This is a genomic window from Lentilitoribacter sp. JB5-8 (genome assembly GCF_055693385.1).
This window is the reverse complement of the sequence record NZ_CM146332.1, coordinates 1,725,671-1,746,935: the sequence shown is the minus strand read 5'-3', so window position 1 is coordinate 1,746,935 and position 21,265 is coordinate 1,725,671. Positions and strand designations below refer to the sequence as shown.

Genomic DNA, 21,265 nt, shown 5'->3' with positions numbered 1-21,265 from the left:
TAAAGTGTAAGGTAGCCGGTGTGATACTCAAAAGACTAAAAGACCAAGCTGGGCTGGCTGCCATAGCTGTTTCACTTGTGATTTCGTCACTGGCATCCATCTCGCCCGCATATGGTGCTGAAGGCGGCGATGCGGGTGTTAAATGTGTACAAAATCAGCTTACTTCACTTGATATTGATATAGGCGTTGTAGATGGGCTATTTGGCAAGAAAACCGCCGCTGGTGCTCAACAAGCTATACAACAGATGCCCGAACTTGGAGAGCTCAATTCACTCAATTCCAATAACGCCTTAATGTGGTGTCGTGAAATGGCGCTTTTATCGCCGAAGCTTAAACAACATTGGCCAACTCATGATGCTCCAAAACTAAAGTACTTTTTCTCCGGCACGCTGACCCCGTCTGAGCAGCAAAGTATCCGTTCTGCAATGGAGATTGCCGATCAGTATTTTGACAAATTTGATGTCGAATTACCCGGCATTGTAAATGTTGTTGCATCGGATGATTTAAACGCACTTGCTCGTTCAATAAACCAGGTTGCGCGCAACGCGATCCCGGTCAAAGACGGGATTGATATTTTAAAAAGGCAATGTGCTGGCAAACCCTTAAGCGGACTTAATATCAATGGATTAATTGCATTTTGCTTTGACCCCAAAACTGACGTCACGAGGCGTGAGCGCGTCTTAAAAAATATCGCAGTTCACGAATATGCGCATGAGGTTCAGCGCCAATATACCAGCTACACAAAAGCGCTTGTTAGCGATCGTTCTGAAATTGTTGCTATCAATGGCCCGCGCTGGTTGGTGGAAGGAACGGCGATTGCCTTTGAAAGCGATTATTCTTATCGGGGTGTAAGAAGCGAAATATTGATCAATCTTATCCTTGAAGATGCAACGCGATTTTCCGGTAGAACACTATCAACTTTACGCTATGGAGATGCTCCAGAAAAAGCCGTCTTTGGAACCTATGCGAGTTTGGCTGGTAATTTGGTTGCCCAAAAGAAGGGGCTGGCCGGCATTATCAACTTTTGGGAAGAAATGGCGCGCAGCGACTGGGAAACAGCCTTTGCGTCAACCTTTGGACTATCAATCAACGCATTTTACCGCGAGTTTGATTGGCAAAGACCCACGCCCGCAAAATTTTTGAATGCGCCAATTATAACGGATAATGATGCAGGTATTGCATGTGTTCAACAGCAACTCACCGCGAATGAAATCAATGTTGGTCAGATTGACGGCCTTTATGGTCGTAAAACTTTTCGTGGGGCGAAAAAACTTATTGAGAAATATCCATCACTTGCCGATTTGGATGATTTAACTCGCGACAACGGACTTATGTGGTGCCGTCAAATTGGGTTGATCGATGAAGCCTTGCAACTTTATTGGCCCGCTCAACCAAATGCACTGAAATATCAGTTCGATGATACTGTAGATATGACGAACAGGAACGCTATTCGGACATCGATCGATAAGGCATTGAAATCACTTTCTGAACTAGGGTTTAGACCCACAGGCGCTATAAAGGTGGTCGCGTCATCGGATGAAGACAAACTATTGTCTTTGCTTGAACCTAATTTGCGTTCGCCAATCAATTTAGATGATGTGAAACAAGATATGAAGAATAGATGCACAGGCGCTCAATCTGGTGGCATTTCATCAGATGGGGTCATTGGACTTTGTTTGAAAGACAGATCCAACCTAGATGATGTTGCAATGCATTTATTATCTCATGAGTATTTGAAGCAATCGGCAGGCTATGCATGGCCCGATAAGCAGGTAAGCGATCAATTCTTCCAATTTGGTCCGCGTTGGCTTTATGAGGGCATTTCAGAAGCACTTATTGATTATATGCAGGCGCCCAAAAGCTCATTTGCTGATCACATTGCCAAGCGTATCGGTGAAAGCCAATCCATTGGCTCAGAGCTTCATCAGCTGGAGGCCTATGGCCCTGCAAGCCCTGTAAAACACCAAAAACGTGGTGCCATGGCAGCTCACATTTTGGCTGAAAGCGGCGGCGGTTATGACAGCTTTATTGTTTATTGGGATGAACTTTCACGTTCAAACTGGCAAATCGCGTTTGAGACAGCTTTTAATATTGGCGTCGGTGAATTTTATCAACAAATCAAAGACGGTCGAAGTTAGAAAGCCCCCGGCATAATTAATACCGGAGGCATCATTGCCTAAGCGCTAGGTGTTTTATGAGCGCTTTTTGACCAATCCACATTGCGTGTTGCATACATGGTAAAGGCAATCGCGGCAAAGGCGATGATTGCACCGATTAGCAGCGCATATTCATCCTCTTTCAAGATCAGATACATAATCGCATATGTCAGGCCCACAACGCTTGATAATACATATACTGCATTGCGACTTGAAAGCGCATTTCCAACATACCAGGCAATCAGCCCCGTGGTCGCCAAACTTGCAACAATATAAGCAATGTCAAATCCTACCTGCTCGGCCAATGCCAATAGCAATATATAGAAAACCACCATTGCCAAGCCTGTTAAAATATATTGGATCCAGTGAACGGAATTTTGACTTGTAAGTTCCAAGATGAAGATGGCCAAGAAAACAAGCGAGAAAAACGCCACGGCATATTTTAGCGTTCTAGATACAAGCTGATAGAACTTTAACGGTTTTACAAAGCTCACCTCGATGATCGAATTTGCATTACTGATTTGTGTGCCAAATGAAACGGCGCTTATACCGCGCGCTAAATTTGGTACGGTCCATTTTGCATCAAACCCAGTTTCAGTAATGTTTCTTGTTTCGGGTAGAAATCTGCCATTAAATCCTGGATGTGGCCAGTTAGATGTCATGGTGACTTCGGTTGTTTTACCACTAGGTACGATTTCCAAAGCGCGGGAACCATTGATAGCAAGGTCAATCTCAAACTTGATCGATTGGTCTAATAACGCTTCGTCGACATCTAGATGTATGCCGCTCGATTTTGCTGAATTTTTGTAATTATTATATCGATTGTGTGAGTTGCTTGGATGTAACCCGGCCAATCCAGGTGCAAAAATGACCTCCTCGCCATCATTGAGCTGCGCGACGACTTCTGAGCGGAAACCTGCAAGATCGGATACCTCAATTGCTAAAAATGCTTCTCGCAATCTAACTCGTCCGTTACGAGCTACAATTTGGCTTGTATCGATAGGATCAAACCTGCCCGAAAGTTTGGACTTCATGTGATAAAGCGGAGTGGAATAGATCGATTTTTTACGTTCTTCAACTTCAAGTTCGCTCGTCGTTTCCAATTTTGCTGGCGAGTAAATCGCATATCGCCGCACATCTATATAAACGTCATTTTGTTTTTGTTTGGTGAGATAGGGCACCACTAAATACGGCCCATTAATGCGTTGCTGATTGCCCCAACCTTGAGAAATCGATTGCGCTACTTTATCAGCCCTGTCGGCGCGTTCTTCCACTAACGCCCAAACCAATAGTGCTGGAATAAGTAATAAAAAGGTGATCACACCGGTGATGATAAACTTAAATCCCGGACTGGATGATAGACCTTGGAAGAATGATGGTCGTTGATTTACCACCGTCTGCGATGGATTTTGAACGTCTTGATTGTCTGACATGTCGCCTCCTGATGTCGTTTCAAGAAGCGCTATCGATAGGAATGAAATTGGGCCGAAGTTCTATACCTTTGTGACAGACGAAAGGTTATTTTGAGGTGATTTTTGGACCACCAATCAAGAAATGTGACGGATTAGGAGTTATTTTCGCAATAAATTGAAGAGAATAAGCTCGATTGTTACAAATTTTGAGAAAATTTCTGCCTTGTTAAAACCACAATATAACCTTGATCAAGCCCAAAATCTGTCACGCTTGTCTTTGATGCTCTCCCCATTGAATGAAACGGGGAGTGGTTTTCATGAAAAGACATCTTTTAAATCTATCTACTTTTACAGCCCTGACTTTTGCCCTTTTGGGATCGCAAGTGCAGGCCAGCCAAAATACATCTGACAACAATCAACATGATACAATTGAAGTTGCTTTTGTGCTTGATACAACAGGTTCGATGGCGAGCTTGATCGCAGGCGCTAAACAGAAAATTTGGTCGATTGCCAATACAATTGTCGATATTAATCCAAAAGCAAATATCCGCATGGCGCTGGTTGCCTATCGCGATCGCGGCGATGATTATGTCATCAAAATGCACAAAATGAGTGATGATATTCAAGGACTATATGGCAACTTGATTGCTCTACGTGCAAATGGCGGTGGCGACACGCCTGAATCGGTCAACGAAGCCTTAGATGCGGCGATTGATCAAATTGCTTGGACGAAGGGTGATGATACGCGAAGGATCGTGTTCTTAGTTGGTGATGCCCCTCCCCATATGGATTACATCAATGCACCCAAATATCCAGAAGTTTTAAAGCAAGCATCTGATCAGGATATTACCGTACATGCTGTGCAAGCAGGTCTTTCAAATGTAACCAAGAATTTTTGGAAAGATATCGCCCAACGAGGTGGTGGCAGCTATATCCCCATCCCGCAAGATGGTGGTCAGATCTCGCAAATCGAAACCCCTTATGATCAACAGATCATTGATCTTCAACATAAGCTTGACCGAACAATTGTGCCTTATGGCCCGAAAGAAACACAAGCTGCATTAGAGCAGAAGATCATCGATAAATCTTCGGGAAGCGTGTCTAAACGCGTTGATAATTCAGCCTTTTATTCAAAACGTGAGGCTCGAAAAGAAGTCGTGACCGGTGGCGGTGATATCGTTTCAGCAGTGCGCAATGAAGATGTTGAACTGGAAGCGGTTGTGCCTGAGCATTTGCCAGAACCGATGCAGAAAATGACCCCTGAAGAGCAGAAAAGCTACATCGCAGAGATCATAGAAAAACGTAAGACAATTGAAGCTGAAATGAGTGAACTTGTCACGAAGCGGGATGATTTCATCAAGGATGCTGAGAAAAACGCAACGGCGATGTCTGCGCCATCATTTGATGAAGCGGTGCGTAACGCATTGTAAAGTTTGAAAAACTAGATTTGATCGCATCCCAAAAGCAGGATGCGATCAAACGTATTTTAAGGCATCTGAACGCTGACGAGATCAGTTCCGACAACAGTATTGCCAGTAAAGCCACCATCGGACACAGCTTGCTTATAATCGGCTTCGGTCAATCCACCGCCGGGGATTGGATATGGCCCCTGCCGTTTGGCATTCATCGGTGGAATAAGATGGGTTAGCATGAGATGCTTAGCACCTGTTCGCAGCGCCATAGATCCTAAATCAGTCGCAGTACTTTGACGATAATAGATGGGTGGCGGGAAGCCGCTATCTTTATCCGGGCCCATCACTGGATGGATGGTCGAATGAACAATGATATCCGCACCCATGGCCAGCTTTTCAACCTGAGCTGATGTTGAGGATGCGCGCGGTGGTTTTGGCGCATCATTGCCTGCATCACCGCCGATCACAACAGATCCCGCTGGGGTATCCACACGATAAGAAGCGTGTCCTGGGATATGGCGTGAATTGATCGCATAAACCTTCACATTGCCATAGCTCCAAACCATCGTTGGCTCATTGGCTTGCGGGAATGTTTTGGTATTGATCAAATCAGCTGGGCCGCCCGGCAAACGTTTTTTGTTCTCCGCAAGCCTTTGCGCCATTTCGCCTGAATTAATCAACGCATCACCAATGTGTTTGGCGTATTTGCGACAGCTGAGCGTGTGACCTAAAGGTGATTTGCTGTCATCAGAACATACCAGATCAACCTTCGGACCACCTGAATTGAAATGCCAACGCAGCTGCATCATATCGGTGAGACCTTCTGTATGATCAGAATGCATATGAGTTAAGAATATAGCATTGAGCTTGCCGACCGGAACACCGGATTGTGACAGCCGCTGCGTTGTCCCACGTCCTGTATCAAATTGTAAGTTGACGAAATTACAGCCCTTACTGTCATCACCAAATTGCACAAGCGTTCCAGCACCCGCCTGCCCCATGAAGACCGGTGGGCCACCTTGAGTTCCGGTTAGCGTAACTTTCATACAAGCGGCCGCTTCTGCGCCGGATGACATGACGGACAGCAATCCAATAGATGCTATTCCCAGTAACAAATTCTTCATCAATATCCTCCCGATTTATCGATAAATTTAAGTGTATTATAAAAATATCGATATTTCAAATCACATGAAGATCGATCAACCTGTTCATCTTAAGCGCATACCAACACAATCAAGCAGTGAGTGTATTATTCATTCTAACTTGAAATGTGAGTGAGAGACCTATTTATCCAAGGATTCTATTATCTTGGGAGTAAATCCACTTGATCGCTATACGAAAGCTAATTATCAAGGAAGAGTAGTAACTTACAATTTTAGGTTTATTTTGTTTAGTCTTGTCAGATTCATAATCATCGCCTCCTTCATTCTCGGCATTAATCAATCATTCGCAAGTGATTCAAATGTTGAATGCGTAAAACAACAACTTATTGCCAGCGGTATCGAAGTAAAAGCAAACGGTTCAGACTGGGACGACGACATACCAAACGCCATTGAGCTTTTGAAGAGCATTCATAAAGACCTCAAAGGGCTGCGGGCGATAAACGCTGATAACGCGGTCATGTGGTGCCATGAAATCGGTTTGTCTGTTGAATCGCTTCAGAAATATTGGCCCGCGAAAGTTCACGGAGAGTTTAAGATTTATGCAGGTAAGAATGCGAGTAAAGATGACATAAAGAGCCTGCGAATTGCTATGGAAACAGCGAGTGATTTTTTCTCCAATTATGGGTTCTCTCTAGTTGATTCAGTACAGCTAATATATTCCGATGATCAAGCTGAAATCGCCAGATTTGTTACGGACCTGAACAAGAGTAAAATCCCTTACTCTGATGTGCAACAAATTATTCATGAACAATGCACGAACCAATTAATGAGTGGATTAAACTTACGTGGAGTTATTGTAATCTGCTCTCGCCCTGATCAAGATCTGACAGCCATTCAAAAGGAGCTCGACATATTGTTGGTTCATGAGCTTGCACATGAAATTAATCGACAATTGGCCGGTTACGTTCCAACTAATATTTTGGATCTTCAAGAAAGAATTGCCCTTTCGGGCCCTCGTTGGCTAGCCGAGGCAACTGCCACCGTTTTTGAGCAAAAATTTGCAAATCCCCATTTATCGCCGGGTTATTTTGAAGGTTTTTTCAAAGCACGCGCCCCCTTATTTTCTGGCTATAAACTTGCATCGATGATCGATAACCGTTCGACTTTTGAGTTTGACTTTGCAAGCTACGTTATTCGCGCTTCACAGCTCCTGATTAAAGACGATGACGAACGTTTGATTTTTAAATTTTGGCGGGCACTTGCGCGGCAAAACTGGGATGTTGCATTTCAGAGCGCATTCGGACAATCAACTAATGATTTTTATCGTAATTTTTCTTACTTAAATCCACTTTACCAGCCCGTACCAAAAGGCCCTAAAAATACGGATCCAGGAGTTGCATGTGTTCAACACCAATTATCCATGTTGGGCATAAATGTCGGACCTGTTGACGGAATTTTAGGTCGGAAAACTCGAAATGGATTATCCAAACTAATAAAAACTCATCCACAGTTACGCGAACTACGCGCACTCACCAAAGATAGTGCAATTGCCTGGTGCCATGAAATCGCAATTATAGATCCAATTTTGTGGCGAAGTACACCATCTTTCACCGGGGGTGAGTTTAATTTCATCTTTGCTGATGACATCACAGAGCAAGAAAAATTACTCATTGTCGACATGACGTATTTTGCGCATCGTCGCCTCAGATTGGCGGGTATTTTTGTACCTGGACGTGTTGACATAATCTATGGCCGCGACGTCGAAAAACTAGCATCTGAAGTCAAAAAGATAGGTCGCGATCCTAACAGCCGTATTTCACAGCTTAAAGAAATTGATCGGCTTTGTAACACTGATGGCAGACCCTCGGCAATTTTCGGTTCAGATGGTCATTTCGTTATTTGTATGGGGGAAGAGGAACTGTCGCTGGAAAACAAAGCCGAGCTGAGCAAAACCATTGCCGAATCTGTAGCACACCAGCTTTTGCACGAAACACAGTTTCAACTGGGTGGATATCTGCCGAAAAACCCGTCAACGATCGAATATGTCAAACGCAGAGGTCCGGTCTGGGCTGTAGAAGGAACGACCATTGCCATCCTGCATAGTTTATTTAATCCAAACATGTCGCCGCAAGAATTTATTGATGCCCGAACCTATACCATCAAAATTGAAGACCCCAGCGCAATCGTTCCTTATGAAATCGTGCCTTTGGATGAACATTTCGATTTTGGAATTCCAGCATTTCATCAGCTTGCCGAGCGTCCAGGTGGGTATTCCAACCACCTTAGACTCTGGAGAATGCTCGCTCGCAATGACTGGGAAATAGCTTTTCAGAAGACCTATGGCCTCGAGATCGACCAATTTTATCGCGAATACCGGCCGCCAATGTTGACGGCAAAAACCAAGGTTGAAAACTCAGAGAATGAATAGCGTTAAATGCAAGTTGGATCATTAATAAATGGTGATAATTGAATCACAAGTGAGCTAGGAGGGCGTGAAGCGCAGCGATAAACACGACATTCCACCATCGAGTTTTGCAGCTTCTGAATTACCAATCTGGCAGATTTTATAGCCAGCCTGATCCAGCATTTCTGCTGTTTTATCAAAGCCATGAGGCATAATCACAAGGTTGTTAAAGCGGATGGAGTTGGCGCAAGCCTCCTCCCCTTCTGCCGTGTAAAAAACTTTGTAATCTTTAAAGCAACCAGACCGCGCAAGTCGTTTGGTGGATAATATGGTTTCTTCGTCAAGCAAGCTGCAATCTGTTTTAAAATGTAGTACGTCTTGTGGCGTCTCAACTTCCCGCAATGTGTATCCGTATTGGCTAACGATATCTTTAAGCTCTGCGATACCATCTGAGTTGGTTCGAGCGGACTTACCAACCAAGATCTCGCGCTCGGTCACAAGAATATCGCCCCCTTCGATGAAACCGGAACCATTGATCTGATGAACATGCGTATAGCGGTCCTTGAGATGTGGTGCGATTTCGTTTGCTTCACCCAAGCGCGTGGGCGCACCGGGGCGCATGATAATTGCCAGCTCCGGCAAACACAAAGCTGCATCTTCGACAAAAACGGAATCGGGATACGCTTCAAGTGCATCGAGTACCTGAACATCCGCGCCTGTGGATCGGAGAGCGCTAACGTAATCTGCATGGTGAGATTGAAACAACTCAAGACTTGGCACCCCGGTATCAACGGCCCGTAAGCCATCAACAACGCTTGTACTAGGTTTTCGACAAATTGCATGGGTGAATTGATAGGATTGGGGCATTGCGATCATCTTGTTTGATAAAAATAAGCCCCGTCATGATAACTCACAACGGGGCATATTATGCAATAATGTTTTTAAGCGCTTTAGTCTTTTGCTTGTGGCAATACGCGAAGGCCAAGTTCGACCAGCTGAGTATTATCAGCCGGTGCCGGTGCTGCCATAAGCAGATCAGCAGCTTGTTGGTTCATTGGGAAGAGTGTGACTTCGCGAAGGTTTTTCGCGCCGGCGAGCAACATAACCACACGATCAACACCTGCAGCCATACCGCCATGCGGTGGCACACCATATTGGAACGCACGGTAAAGACCACCAAAACGCTCTTCAACAACTTCAGGACCAAGACCCACTTTGCCAAACACTTTGATCATCATTTCTGGAATGTGGTTACGAATACCACCAGATGCTAATTCAAAGCCGTTACACACCAAGTCATATTGATAAGCCTTCAACTCAAGCGGATCTTCGGCTTTATCAAATGCTTCCATACCACCTTGCGGCATTGAGAATGGGTTGTGACCAAAATCAACTTTCTTGTTGTCTTCATCCCACTCGTAGAATGGGAAATCAACGATCCAGCAGAATTCAAACTTTTCTTCATCCAGCAAGTTCAACTCTTGGCCAACTCTGTCTCGTGCAGCACCAGCAAATGAAGCAAACTTAGATGGAACACCTGCAACAAAGAAGCAGCTATCGCCAGCTTCTAAACCAAGCTGAGTACGGATGGCTTCGGTGCGCTCTGGTCCAATATTTTTAGCCAAAGGACCGGCACCAACTGTTGCACCATCTTCTTCACGCCAGAAGATATAACCCAAACCAGGCTGACCTTGCTGTTGTGCCCATGAGTTCATGCGATCACAGAATGCACGTGAACCACCGGTTTTCGCAGGAACACCCCAAACTTCAACCTTTGGATCTTTTTCGATCATGCCAGCGAAGATTTTAAATCCAGAACCAGCGAAGTGCTCTGTCACTGCTTCCATTTCAATTGGGTTACGCAAGTCTGGCTTATCAGAACCATATTTGCGGATGGCTTCGTCGTAAGGAATGCGCGGGAACACATCTGTGACCGGTTTGCCATTGGCAAATTCTTCAAACACGCCTTTAATCACAGGCTCCATTGTTTGCAAGATATCTTCCTGCTCAACAAAGCTCATTTCCATATCGAGCTGGTAGAACTCACCAGGCAAACGATCAGCACGCGGGTCTTCATCACGGAAACATGGTGCGATTTGGAAGTATTTATCAAAACCTGATGCCATGATCAGCTGTTTGTATTGCTGAGGTGCTTGTGGCAGTGCAAAGAAGTTGCCTGGGTGAATACGACTTGGCACCAAAAAGTCACGCGCACCTTCTGGTGAAGATGCTGTTAGAATTGGTGTTGCGAACTCATTGAAATTGATCTCTGTCATGCGACGACGCATGGACGTGATGATTTGCGAACGCAACATCATGTTCTTGTGCAAAGTTTCGCGGCGCAAATCCAAGAAGCGATATTTCAAACGCACATCTTCAGGATATTCTGGCTCACCAAATACAGGTAGCGGTAGTTCGCTTGCAGCAGAAAGAACCTCGATCTCACGCGCAAAGATTTCAACTTCACCTGTATCCAGATTTGGATTGATAGTGTCTTCGGTACGCGCTTTAACTTCGCCATCGATGCGGATCACCCACTCACCGCGCACCGTTTCAGCAGTTTTAAAAGCCGGGCTATCAGGATCGGCAACTATTTGCGACATGCCATAATGGTCGCGCAGATCGATAAACAGCAGCCCACCATGGTCACGCACACGATGCACCCAGCCCGCAAGGCGAACGTTAGAACCAACGTCGCTTTTTCGTAAATCCGCGCATGAATGTGAGCGATAAGCGTGCATAATAAAACCTCTTTGTTCATCAGATGGCGAGACGAAAATTTCACGTCTTCAAACAGCCAGTAATTTCTTGTAATTCGCGGCGGACAAGCACATGTGGCAGCTGATTTGTCAAGGAAAAACGGTGGATTTACCCGCTGAAAAGTCTTTTTTATGACTTATTGCTTTACCAAGTGAAATAGTCACGTATTTTTACGAGACAAATGCCTTATTTTGAGTTATCGACTTTTCCATGGAAATTATAACAAAAACAACAGAACTTGAAGCTGCATGCTTGGACCTTGCCAAAGCCGACTTCATTACAATTGATACTGAATTTTTACGCGAGAAAACATTCTGGCCAAAATTGTGCTTGATCCAATTGGCCTCCCCCGAACGGGCTTTGATTGTTGATCCTCTGGCAAAGGGAATTGACCTTGCGCCATTCTTTAAGCTGATGGCAGATCAAAGCGTATTGAAGGTCTTCCACGCAGCCCGTCAAGATCTTGAAATTGTTTTCCATTTGGGCGATCTTATTCCCAAACCAATTTTCGATAGCCAGGTTGCGGCTATGGTTTTAGGGTATGGCGATAGCATTGCATATGACGCGCTGGTCAACAAAATCACCGGCCATCACATTGATAAAACATCACGTTTTACCGATTGGTCACGCCGTCCGCTGACCGATCAGCAGCTAAACTATGCGCTTGCTGATGTGACGCATCTGCGCGATGTTTATCTTGATTTATCTGCGCAACTAGAAGAGCAAGGGCGCGCAACCTGGCTCAACGAAGAAATGGCCATCCTTGAAGCACGCGAAACTTATGACATTCATCCAGATGATGCGTGGAAACGCCTGCGCAACCGCATGCGCAAGCCTCAAGACCTCGCAATTTTGCAACGTCTTGCTGCGTGGCGCGAAAATCTTGCACGTACACGAGATGTGCCGCGGGGTCGAATTTTAAAAGATGATGCGCTGTATGAAGTTTCGCAACAAAAACCACGCGACCAAGGCGCATTGGGTCGTTTGCGCACAATTCCAAAGGGTTGGGAACGTTCTGAACTTGGAACCAGCTTAATGGCAGCGTTAGAACTTGCTTACGAAATCCCCAAGGAAGACTGGCCGGAAATTAAACGCCATAAGCCCGCACCTGAGGGCACAGCTGCAGCATCTGATATGCTGCGCGTATTACTCAAAACCATTGTCGAGCAAGAAGGCGTTGCGGCAAAGGTTATCGCATCCGGGGATGACTTGGATAAGATTGCCGCTAACGGCGAAGAGGCAACTGTCGCTGCTCTATCAGGCTGGCGCCGCGAACTCTTTGGAGACAAAGCGCTTAAGCTGATCAATGGTGAACTTGCACTAAAATTTGCCGACAAACGCGTGCAGGTGATCGAGAGTTAGCCTAAATAGCCCTTATTTGGCGTGTTTTTAGACCTTCGATATCGAACACACCCTGAAAAATTACATTTAGTTTTTGGTCCACTTTAATTAGTTGGTCCACTGGTGTTACTTAACATCAATTGATATCTGAGAATCATAAAACTCAATCATCATCTTCTTATGCTGTTATTAGTTTCAACTTAAATTGATAACGGCAATGTTATTAACATAACTCACCTTTCAGACTGAATTTATAAACTCATATACCAAATGGTAGATGCAGGCACTTATCAATAAATGTAAGCGCTCTCATAGATTTTATTTGGAGGGATAAATGCTGAAACTCAACCTAAATTCTTGGTTCTACATGTGTGAGGCCATTGATGTTACTTACCCACAAAAACAACCACAATATTATAGATTAATATGGCCATATTTTTCTATATATTCAGGGGCTTGCAAATAAGACTATTATTTTTTTCAGACATTATACGCGTAAAATACCAGTCATCAAACACAATCAAGACCACAAAAATCTACCTCTTCAACCTGATAATTGAATACTCAGCGCTTTCTGATAACAATGTGGAAAATACTGTATAAAAAACAATCTAGTAAAAAAACGGATTACCATCTATTTTACTGTACCATTAATTGTAGAAACCCAGGTTTAACAGCCTTAAATAGAAAATACAGTTAGTGCCTTTATAAAACGAGTACCCATTTAAAAAAAGCAGCAATAACGCAAATTAATAAGTGAACAAATCTAGCATGGCATCATCAAAGTCTACCCTGGGGAACCCAATTCCAAGCACCCCAAACGATCAACTTATTGATCGAATCTATGAGATAGCTCTAGATCCTTCATCGCTTGATGAACTAATTAATTTTTGGCATGAAAATGACTATTGCAATCAGATTTCAAATGCGTCTGACAAAGAAACGGAGCATTTTGATCATCACTACAAAACGCATTTAGAACGCGCGCAAACTTTCATGCAACGCGGTCAGGATGCGCGCCCAGATTTGTTTCAATATCTCCAACCTTTCGAAAACCTTGCTGCTTTCATTGTTAATTCCTCACTCAGAGTGGAAGCATCAAACGAAGGTGGTTTTTCGATTTTTGGTGCAATAGCAGGAAATAATATCAACGATTTATGCATGCCGGAACAGGTTCGAGATGGACTCAAACAGGCAGTGAAAGATATTCTCAGTTGTTCGGAAATAACCGATAAGCTGTTAAAGGTCGAGCTTGATAGTAAAAGCGGCTCGCTATTGTTCCGTGTGGTGCAGATAGAGAAGTGCGTTGATGACGTGCCTGCAGTGTTGATTATTTCAACGCAATTTCATTGGCAAGAAACAGTATCTCAGCTTTTGGGAAACATGTTTCAGTTAACTCTTGCAGAACAAACCATAATTCGTTTGCTCACAGAAGGTAAAAACGCGGATCAAATCTCAGAAGAACGAAAGACAAGTAAAGGGACTGTCCGAGGCCAAATTAAAACGATTATTGGCAAGTTAAATGTGCGCAATCAATCAGACATCATACGTCTGGCTATGGCATTAAATAAATTGCCGGCTGGTAGTAAAGGCAACTCGGTACCTGTCACTCCGAATTTAACAAAAGATTGGATTGAAGCTGAAGTATGGAAACCGTTTCAGGCTATAACACTTCCTGACCGCAGAAGATTTACTTATCATGAAATGGGCCCGCAAACCGGCAATCCTATTTTGTTTTCGCATATGGGCTCGTGTATGGTTAGGTGGTCACGAAGCATGATTCACCTGGCATTTGAAAACAATTTACGTGTCATATGCCCAATCCGTGCAGGTTACGGCAATAGTGACCATCTTGCTGCCAATGCTGATTTATTTGCTTCGACGCGCAATGACACTAATTTCTTGCTCGATAGCTTGAGGGTTGAACGCCTACCCTATGCCGTTCAGGGTAGTGATATTCCGTTAGCAGCTGATTTGATTGCCAACAATCCTGAGAAAATTTCAGAACTCATTGCAATTGGAGGACAACTTCGCTTACCTGGCAACCTTCACATGCATGGAAAGGGACGTTGGCAAAGATTTTTTGTAACTGCTGCTCGCAATTCACCAAGTCTTGCCCAGTTTGCCGCTAAAGCTGTTATGGCCATGAGTAGACGCATTGGTCCAGAAGCAATGCTCTATCAATTATGTAAAGAATCGCCTGCGGATCTTGCCATCATCGAAAGAGAAGAAATGCGACAAGTGCTTGTTGAGAATCTAAACTTGATGGCGAGTAAATCCACAAATGCAGGCCAAGCATTTGCTATGGATTATATCGCATTTCAGCAGGACTGGAGTGATTGCATGATGGCCACTCAACATATTCCGGTCAAAATGTTTATCGCAAGTGAGGATCCAACAAATGATATTGGCGCTCTGCCGCAATATCGTAAAGCGTTCCCTTGGGTAGAATTCGAAATAGTCGAAAACGCAGGTTTAGCTCTGATGTATCAAAAGCCTCAAAAACTAATTTCTCTGATGGCAGAAGCTGCAAAACGCGCGATCTAAAATAATTCCATCATAATGCGCAGAAACATCTTGAGTTATCTATCTGACTTGGTGATGTGCCTATCAATCCTAACATAGCAGGGCAAACTGATAGACACACCACATTTCTCCAACACCATAAGGAAGAATATTGTATGGAGAAATTTCACGAACAGTCATCATGTGCGCTTTCACTGAATTTCATCTGATGGATTTTTGGGCGTTTTTTACATTGCCATCGCAATGCAAGCCCTATCAGACCAATAATCATCCAACTGTATTGAATGAGCGCTGACGCGAGGTTGAACTCAACAGTTAAGCTAAGAGCAACCAAAAATGCGGCCGAAACGTTACACAAAGCATAGCGAGTGCTATTACCGTCCAATTTCCCTAATTGAACACACGCAAAAGATGCAATATAGATAAACGATCCAACAACGCCTAAAAGCTGAAACGAACCCATATTATTGATATAGCCAATAAAATCCATACCACCCTCTTCACCTGCTAAGCTCCCGTTTTATTACATATATTTTTTATGTTCGGCATCTCCCAAATGGGAGATGATGGATTAAAAAATACTCTTTACCCATCGATTTTCATTGAGAATTTTCAAATTGATGGTTGTGTAATGAAGTCAGAGATAACGCGAATACAAGATAGACAAATCCACACTGAGCAAGCTGAAGATTGCGAAATTAATTCAGTTATACAATCTGATTGGATTAACCCTTCACAAAAAGCCCAAGCGTTTAATCTATCAGACGAACTGAACGAACATCTACCAATTCAAAAAAGGAAACTGGTTCTACCGGCAAGATTAATGGGCCCGGGCGGGCTTCATAACATCGGGAACCTAACAGCATTATTTGGCGGATTAATTGTTTTTACAGTATCTGCTTGGCAAGAATTACCACTTCAAGAAATTTTGGTGACGTATTTCGCCGGGAATTTTGGTACGTCCTCATTGACGCTGTCTATGATAATCTTTTTATTTGCTGGTGAATATTATCATCGTGCTTGCAATTCAGACAATCAGGTTAAACAAGATTTGTTGCGGATGGGTGACTTACTGTCTGCAATTGCTGCAATTATCAGTACAATTGCATTAGTTAGTTTTGGTCAAACTGATATTGCAATGTTTGCAGGCAGCCTGCTCGTGGTTGGGAAAATGGGGACAGCCTTGTCTTCAAAACAATCTAGCGGCACGAATATAAAAATAGATAAAGCAAAAATATTTCGAGGCATTGCGATCGTAAGTCGTTTTCCATCGATCATTGCACTTGCATACGCGGCACTTGAAAAATCCGAGACTGCAAACCAAGCGAACGAACATGCAATCGGAGTGATAATGCTCGTGTGTTACGTGCTCTGGTTGATGGGAGATATATTGCTCTTGAAGTTGGATAAGTTATCACCAAAAACGAAACTGAATTGAATATATTTAAGAGCTTTTGGCATGTGAGAAAATACGCCCCACACATAACTCGTCCAATTTCGTTAAAGGGTTCATGTGTCAACTTTGATGCATTCAATTCACACAAATATTAAAAACTATTCTGGTGGGTTCGCCTTTTTATTTCTCAAACCCTGGCAGCGTTTTGAGCAATATTTCACTTCATTCCAAACTTTTTCCCATTTCTTACGCCAGGTGAACGGGCGTTCGCAAACGGGGCAAATCTTGGTTGGTAGATCTGACTTTTTGCGCATCGCTGGTTAGCTCTCTAAACTTTCAAGGAAAGTCTTACTGTCCTGCGCGATAGCCCTTTTTTTATCATCACCCATGCGGTCATAAGTTTTATACATCATGCCAATGCGGTGATTATTGCTTAGTTTGTCGCGATTTCGCGCAAGAAAATCCCAATAGAGATAGTTAAACGGGCATGCATCTGCACCGTTTTTATCTTTAACTTTATAGCTGCAATTTTTGCAGTAGTCGGACATTTTATTGATATAGCTTCCGCCGGCTGCATAGGGTTTGCTTGCTAGATATCCACCATCAGCAAATAAAATCATGCCTGAAACATTGGGCAATTCAACCCATTCATATGCGTCAGCATAGACGATTAAAAACCACTCATTAACGTGTTTGGGATCAATCCCGGCGATCAACGCAAAATTACCCAGCACCATTAGACGTTGGATGTGATGGGCATAAGCATTTTCTTTTGTTTCTGTTACACATTGGCGAAGGCAGTTCATTTGTGTCTCGCCCGTCCAATAAAATTCTGGCAGCGGGCGATTAGCCTCAAAGAAGTTCTGATCCGCATAATCTGGCATTTTGAGCCAGTAGATCCCGCGGACATATTCGCGCCATCCGATGATTTGTCGGATAAAGCCTTCAACAGCATTTAGCGGTGCAAGACCTTGATGGTAGGCATGTTCAACAGCCTTAACGCATTCAAGCGGGGTAAGCAGCCCGCAATTGAGATAAAAGCTGATATGCGAGTGATACATCCAGGCTTCACCCTCGATCATCGCATCCTGGTAATCGCCAAAATGACATAAACGCTGATCAATGAATTGGCGCAAAGCTGTATGTGCCTGATCGCGGGTGACGGCGAAATGAAATGGTTCTAAGTCACCAAAGTGATCGCCAAAATGGGTGGCTACAAGATCTATCACCTCACGCGTGATCTCATCAGGTTTCGCCATAAAGGTTTGCGGAATATCAAGGCCTTCTTTGGGAGGCTTGCGATTTTCTGCATCATAATTCCACTTCCCGCCTTCGGGTTTATCCCCGTTCATCAGAATAGCGTAGCTTTGGCGCATATCGCGATAGAAATATTCCATGCGCAATTGCTTGCGCCCGTTCGCCCAGTTTTTAAACTCCTCTGGCGTTGCTAGAAAGCGATCATCATTGCGAATTTCAACATCAATGCCAAACTTATCCTGCCAGGTTTTCATCTCTTCCAGCACCCGATATTCGCCGGGGAAAGTGGATATGATGCGGTTGATTTTATGCGCTTCGAGCGCGCGTTTGATCTCACCGGTGAATGAGCCTGCATTGCCCGCATCATCAAGTTTTACATAGCGCACATGAATACCCTTATCTCGTAGCTCTTGTGCGAAATGGCGCATGGCAGAAAACAAGAACGCGATCTTCTTTTTATGATGCTTCACATAGTTTGTTTCATTTCTAACCTCGCAAATCAGCACGATATCTTCATTGACATCAATACCTTGCAAGGCTGTGACATCATGGGTCAATTGATCGGCAAGAACTAATCGAAGGCTACTCATTTAAGCTGTGATCTTTCTCTGGTTCCCTTTGAGGGTTGACGAATTTTGACCTTAAAGATCAAAACTTAGTTGTTGAGATGAAGGTTTCGATTTGGTTGATGAACGTTTAATCCCGCGCTTTGGCTGCTTTTTACGGCTTCCCAACCGCTGATTGACCAACTTGGATTGTTCTTTAAACCCTTCAAAACCATTGCGATTTTTAATCTCACTTCTGGCGAACTTAATCGCTGTTGCGTGATCAACGATCGGTTTTGGATAGTCGGTCAAATTTTGCTCATCGCGCCAAGGCTCATGGATAAATGTGTTGGAGATATCTTTCAGTTCCGGCACATAGCGGCGGATAAACTTGCCTTCACTGTCATGGTCCATGGATTGCTTGATCGGGTTATACATGCGAATGGCGTTGATCCCCGTCACGCCCGATTGCATTTGAAATTGAGAATAATGAATTCCCGGTTCGTAATCGGTGAAAAGCTGCGCAAGAATTGGGGCTGTCTTTCGCCAATCAAGCCATAGATGATAGCTTGCAAATGAAACAAGAAGCGCACGCATACGAAAGGTAATCCATCCATTTTCATGTAGTGAGCGCATTGATGCATCAATTAAAGGATAGCCGGTTTGCCCGGTTCTCCAGGCAGATAAAAAGTCTTCTCTAAAATGCGGTTCGCGCATCCCTTCAAAGGCTGGATGCATGCATTTGAACTCAATATCTGGCTGCTGCTCTAGCTTTTGGATAAAGTGGCAATGCCAAGCGATACGAGATAGATAAGCGCGGAGGTTTCGTTTGAAATAAACCGCATCTGGATCCGCGTTATCTGAGAGTGTTTTTAGCTTGGCATATGTTGCGGCTTCAATCTCACGAATTGAAAGACTGCCAAAGGTGATATGTGCACTTAGCCGCGAGCAATGCCGCGCGGAAACACCGGGTTTGGATACGTTGGAAATATATCTCCGACCACGTTCTTTTAAAAACGAAGCTAAAACGCGGAGCCCCTCCTCTCGCCCACCTTTTTGAACATTACCAATATCCAAACGACCAAACATCGGATCGTCTTTACCAGGTAAAGCATGCGATTTAATGTCAGCGACAAAACCTACATTTGTGGGAGCTGCTAAAATATTCCCTCGCATGCAATCATCACGAATTTTTGCCCAACCATCACGACTTTTAAGACGGCGTACGACACCATTGGTGGGATATTCATGCCAATTGATTGCATTACCCGCGCACCAGGCTTGAACGCATTTATCGCGCATAAATGTCCAATGATTTCCTGTTTCCTCATGCGAATAAAGTGAAAAGGACCCCAATTCATCTTTTAGCGCATCAAACACTTGCGTTGCTTCGCCAATTCGAATGCAAAGGGTCACACCAAAATTTGAAAGCTTGTCTTGGAGTTCGCTTAAACAATCATGAATAAAGTGCCAGTGGCGGCGCGAGCTGTCAGGCAGCGCCCATAATTCTGGCTCAACTATATAAAGCAGAACGAGAGGAGCGCTATCTGCTGCATTGACCAATGGCGCGTGATCAAACAAACGCAAATCACGCTTTAGCCAAACAATATTAGGCTCGACACTCATCACCACCACAACAATTTAAGTGGTGGATATAAGCGGTTATCTTTATATATTTTGCGCATGATTAGTCTTACGCAGAATAACCGTAAAGAGATCAGGAAAAGCTATAGGTTTATCGTTTTGACCAAAAATGATCTTTTGAGACCTTTGCTGTGGCAACAATGACGGCAATACAGATCACGGTTTTCGTGATTGTCTCCATTGTTCCTTCAATCAACATTGCATGGCCAACGCTACCTATTACGGTAATAATTGCCAGTGCGAGGTGCACACGCCGCCAAAGATGCAATGGCATACGCAATCTTTTTCGAAATACTGCCATTAAGCCCATGAAAAATACCGCCCACATGGCAATAACACCCCAAAGAGAAAATGGTGTGGGTGAGCGGAACAACAATACATCAATCACATCAGGTGAACTTGTGAACCAGAGGAAGATGACATGAATAACGACCATAGCAACCAGTATCGAGCCAAACCATTTATGAAATTGTCTGTTTTTACGTGCTGATATTGACGGCAGGTATCCGCCAATGAGCAATGGTTGGGTAAGTAAAAGCGCCATGGCTAAAATGCCAGCGAACCCCGCGATGATATAAATACTATCACGCCAAGCTAATAATGGACTAAAGGCAGCAGCTATTATGGGCGCAATTATTACAACGAAAAACGCTAACCAAATCAGATTTGTGCGCCTTTTACTCTGCAATGATTTGCTCTTTCGATTAGACAGGCTTTAAAACAAAATGCGCTTCAAGACTTGTGTCTTTTGAACTCTTCATAACTGGGCGCAGGAACACAGTTTCGAAATCGCCACTGTCATATGCCAAATGACCATGTGCCTGCCCAAAGGCGGGGACAATTTGCGGCATTTCCAAGCGATAGACACCATTTTCATCCGTTAATGTCGCGCCGTGGCTTTCCCAATCACTTTCATATGCTTCGGTGGTATGTGCCCAAATTTGAATGCGCTGCCCTGCCAATGGCGCACCGTCCCCTGCACGCCTAACCGTGCCAGACATCCAGAACCCACCTCCGCCGATGCGGTCAACAATTGGCGCGCCAGATAGATAATTATTTGCACCGCCTCGCATTGATTTGGTCGGCTCTAATCCTGCAGCTCGTGCTGGCACAGTAAGCGGCGAAAGCCCAGTCGCAGCAACAGCACCTGAAGCCGCTAAAAGCGAACGACGGGTCATTGAAATCTTAGACATTGTGGTACCTCTTTGTGGTTTAGGTATTTTACGAACTCGCGTTAAAAATAGATCACAACTGGGCCTAAACTATGACAGTTTTTCACCAATGACAAACCACAATTTTGTGAACAGGA

16 protein-coding genes are annotated in these 21,265 nt (G+C 44.1%); 6 read left to right on the top strand and 10 right to left on the bottom strand.

Going from position 1 to position 21,265, the window contains the following annotated elements:
* Positions 1-20: 20 nt before the first annotated feature.
* Positions 21-2,138 carry a hypothetical protein gene (locus ACZ1GZ_RS08320; RefSeq protein WP_472668038.1) on the top strand — a complete coding sequence of 706 codons (2,118 nt, stop codon included), beginning with the start codon at positions 21-23 and terminating at the stop codon, positions 2,136-2,138.
* A gap of 38 nt (positions 2,139-2,176) precedes the next feature.
* On the opposite strand, the gene creD is transcribed toward ACZ1GZ_RS08320, so the two are convergent.
* On the bottom strand, positions 2,177-3,589 hold the full coding sequence (gene creD, locus ACZ1GZ_RS08315) for a cell envelope integrity protein CreD (protein ID WP_472668037.1): 1,413 nt from the start codon (positions 3,587-3,589) through the stop codon (positions 2,177-2,179).
* Positions 3,590-3,885: 296 nt separating this feature from the next.
* On the opposite strand from creD, the gene ACZ1GZ_RS08310 reads away from it, so the two are divergent.
* Positions 3,886-4,998, top strand: coding sequence for a vWA domain-containing protein (locus tag ACZ1GZ_RS08310; RefSeq protein WP_472668036.1), 1,113 nt, complete (start codon positions 3,886-3,888; stop codon positions 4,996-4,998).
* A gap of 56 nt (positions 4,999-5,054) precedes the next feature.
* On the opposite strand, the gene ACZ1GZ_RS08305 is transcribed toward ACZ1GZ_RS08310, so the two are convergent.
* Entirely contained in the window at positions 5,055-6,104 is a 1,050-nt protein-coding gene (locus tag ACZ1GZ_RS08305; RefSeq protein WP_472668035.1) for an MBL fold metallo-hydrolase, read from the bottom strand.
* A gap of 184 nt (positions 6,105-6,288) precedes the next feature.
* Here ACZ1GZ_RS08305 and ACZ1GZ_RS08300 point away from each other — a divergent pair, with 184 nt between their 5' ends.
* Positions 6,289-8,511 (top strand): hypothetical protein, encoded by a 2,223-nt coding sequence (locus ACZ1GZ_RS08300; protein WP_472668034.1) that lies wholly within the window; start codon positions 6,289-6,291, stop codon positions 8,509-8,511.
* A 54-nt stretch (positions 8,512-8,565) separates the two neighbouring features.
* Here the strand turns inward: ACZ1GZ_RS08300 and ACZ1GZ_RS08295 are convergent, their stop codons facing one another.
* Together ACZ1GZ_RS08295 and aspS are read right to left on the bottom strand one after the other, a co-directional pair.
* Positions 8,566-9,354: an arginine deiminase family protein gene (locus ACZ1GZ_RS08295; protein ID WP_472668033.1), complete on the bottom strand. Its 789-nt coding sequence runs from the start codon at positions 9,352-9,354 to the stop codon at positions 8,566-8,568.
* 83 nt (positions 9,355-9,437) lie between these two features.
* A complete protein-coding gene (aspS, locus tag ACZ1GZ_RS08290; RefSeq protein WP_472668032.1) occupies positions 9,438-11,228 on the bottom strand; it encodes an aspartate--tRNA ligase in 1,791 nt (596 codons plus the stop codon).
* Between the two features lie 235 nt (positions 11,229-11,463).
* On the opposite strand from aspS, the gene rnd reads away from it, so the two are divergent.
* Both rnd and ACZ1GZ_RS08280 read left to right on the top strand, forming a co-directional pair.
* On the top strand, positions 11,464-12,609 hold the full coding sequence (gene rnd, locus ACZ1GZ_RS08285) for a ribonuclease D (protein WP_472668261.1): 1,146 nt from the start codon (positions 11,464-11,466) through the stop codon (positions 12,607-12,609).
* Between the two features lie 750 nt (positions 12,610-13,359).
* A complete protein-coding gene (locus tag ACZ1GZ_RS08280) occupies positions 13,360-15,135 on the top strand; it encodes a bifunctional helix-turn-helix transcriptional regulator/alpha/beta hydrolase (protein ID WP_472668031.1) in 1,776 nt (591 codons plus the stop codon).
* Positions 15,136-15,280: 145 nt separating this feature from the next.
* On the opposite strand, the gene ACZ1GZ_RS08275 is transcribed toward ACZ1GZ_RS08280, so the two are convergent.
* The gene (locus ACZ1GZ_RS08275) at positions 15,281-15,577 is read right to left on the bottom strand and encodes a CBU_0592 family membrane protein (RefSeq protein ID WP_472668260.1); all 297 of its coding nucleotides are present in this window, start codon (positions 15,575-15,577) and stop codon (positions 15,281-15,283) included.
* A 168-nt stretch (positions 15,578-15,745) separates the two neighbouring features.
* On the opposite strand from ACZ1GZ_RS08275, the gene ACZ1GZ_RS08270 reads away from it, so the two are divergent.
* Positions 15,746-16,552, top strand: coding sequence for a hypothetical protein (locus ACZ1GZ_RS08270; protein WP_472668030.1), 807 nt, complete (start codon positions 15,746-15,748; stop codon positions 16,550-16,552).
* Positions 16,553-16,668: 116 nt separating this feature from the next.
* Here the strand turns inward: ACZ1GZ_RS08270 and ACZ1GZ_RS08265 are convergent, their stop codons facing one another.
* From ACZ1GZ_RS08265 to ACZ1GZ_RS08245, 5 genes are all read right to left on the bottom strand, one after another.
* A complete protein-coding gene (locus ACZ1GZ_RS08265; protein ID WP_472668029.1) occupies positions 16,669-16,824 on the bottom strand; it encodes a DUF2256 domain-containing protein in 156 nt (51 codons plus the stop codon).
* A gap of 6 nt (positions 16,825-16,830) precedes the next feature.
* Positions 16,831-18,357, bottom strand: a complete 1,527-nt coding sequence (locus ACZ1GZ_RS08260; protein WP_472668028.1) for a cryptochrome/photolyase family protein — start codon at positions 18,355-18,357, stop codon at positions 16,831-16,833.
* Positions 18,358-18,408: 51 nt separating this feature from the next.
* Positions 18,409-19,938 (bottom strand): cryptochrome/deoxyribodipyrimidine photo-lyase family protein, encoded by a 1,530-nt coding sequence (locus ACZ1GZ_RS08255; RefSeq protein WP_472668027.1) that lies wholly within the window; start codon positions 19,936-19,938, stop codon positions 18,409-18,411.
* A gap of 109 nt (positions 19,939-20,047) precedes the next feature.
* Positions 20,048-20,500, bottom strand: coding sequence for a ferric reductase-like transmembrane domain-containing protein (locus tag ACZ1GZ_RS08250; RefSeq protein WP_472668026.1), 453 nt, complete (start codon positions 20,498-20,500; stop codon positions 20,048-20,050).
* 160 nt (positions 20,501-20,660) lie between these two features.
* A complete protein-coding gene (locus ACZ1GZ_RS08245; protein WP_472668025.1) occupies positions 20,661-21,149 on the bottom strand; it encodes a twin-arginine translocation pathway signal in 489 nt (162 codons plus the stop codon).
* Between the last annotated feature and the right edge of the window lie 116 nt (positions 21,150-21,265).

What these genes read in the sequence shown, in the direction of transcription:
- ACZ1GZ_RS08265 (WP_472668029.1), bottom strand. Translation starts at nt 16,824, where the DNA reads ATGCGCAAAAAGTCAGATCTACCAACCAAGATTTGCCCCGTTTGCGAA.
- aspS (WP_472668032.1), bottom strand. Translation starts at nt 11,228, where the DNA reads ATGCACGCTTATCGCTCACATTCATGCGCGGATTTACGAAAAAGCGAC.
- ACZ1GZ_RS08275 (WP_472668260.1), bottom strand. Translation starts at nt 15,577, where the DNA reads ATGGGTTCGTTTCAGCTTTTAGGCGTTGTTGGATCGTTTATCTATATT.
- ACZ1GZ_RS08260 (WP_472668028.1), bottom strand. Translation starts at nt 18,357, where the DNA reads ATGAGTAGCCTTCGATTAGTTCTTGCCGATCAATTGACCCATGATGTC.
- ACZ1GZ_RS08250 (WP_472668026.1), bottom strand. Translation starts at nt 20,500, where the DNA reads ATGGCGCTTTTACTTACCCAACCATTGCTCATTGGCGGATACCTGCCG.
- ACZ1GZ_RS08245 (WP_472668025.1), bottom strand. Translation starts at nt 21,149, where the DNA reads ATGTCTAAGATTTCAATGACCCGTCGTTCGCTTTTAGCGGCTTCAGGT.
- ACZ1GZ_RS08295 (WP_472668033.1), bottom strand. Translation starts at nt 9,354, where the DNA reads ATGCCCCAATCCTATCAATTCACCCATGCAATTTGTCGAAAACCTAGT.
- ACZ1GZ_RS08270 (WP_472668030.1), top strand. Translation starts at nt 15,746, where the DNA reads ATGAAGTCAGAGATAACGCGAATACAAGATAGACAAATCCACACTGAG.
- ACZ1GZ_RS08280 (WP_472668031.1), top strand. Translation starts at nt 13,360, where the DNA reads ATGGCATCATCAAAGTCTACCCTGGGGAACCCAATTCCAAGCACCCCA.
- ACZ1GZ_RS08305 (WP_472668035.1), bottom strand. Translation starts at nt 6,104, where the DNA reads ATGAAGAATTTGTTACTGGGAATAGCATCTATTGGATTGCTGTCCGTC.
- ACZ1GZ_RS08310 (WP_472668036.1), top strand. Translation starts at nt 3,886, where the DNA reads ATGAAAAGACATCTTTTAAATCTATCTACTTTTACAGCCCTGACTTTT.
- creD (WP_472668037.1), bottom strand. Translation starts at nt 3,589, where the DNA reads ATGTCAGACAATCAAGACGTTCAAAATCCATCGCAGACGGTGGTAAAT.
- ACZ1GZ_RS08255 (WP_472668027.1), bottom strand. Translation starts at nt 19,938, where the DNA reads ATGAGTGTCGAGCCTAATATTGTTTGGCTAAAGCGTGATTTGCGTTTG.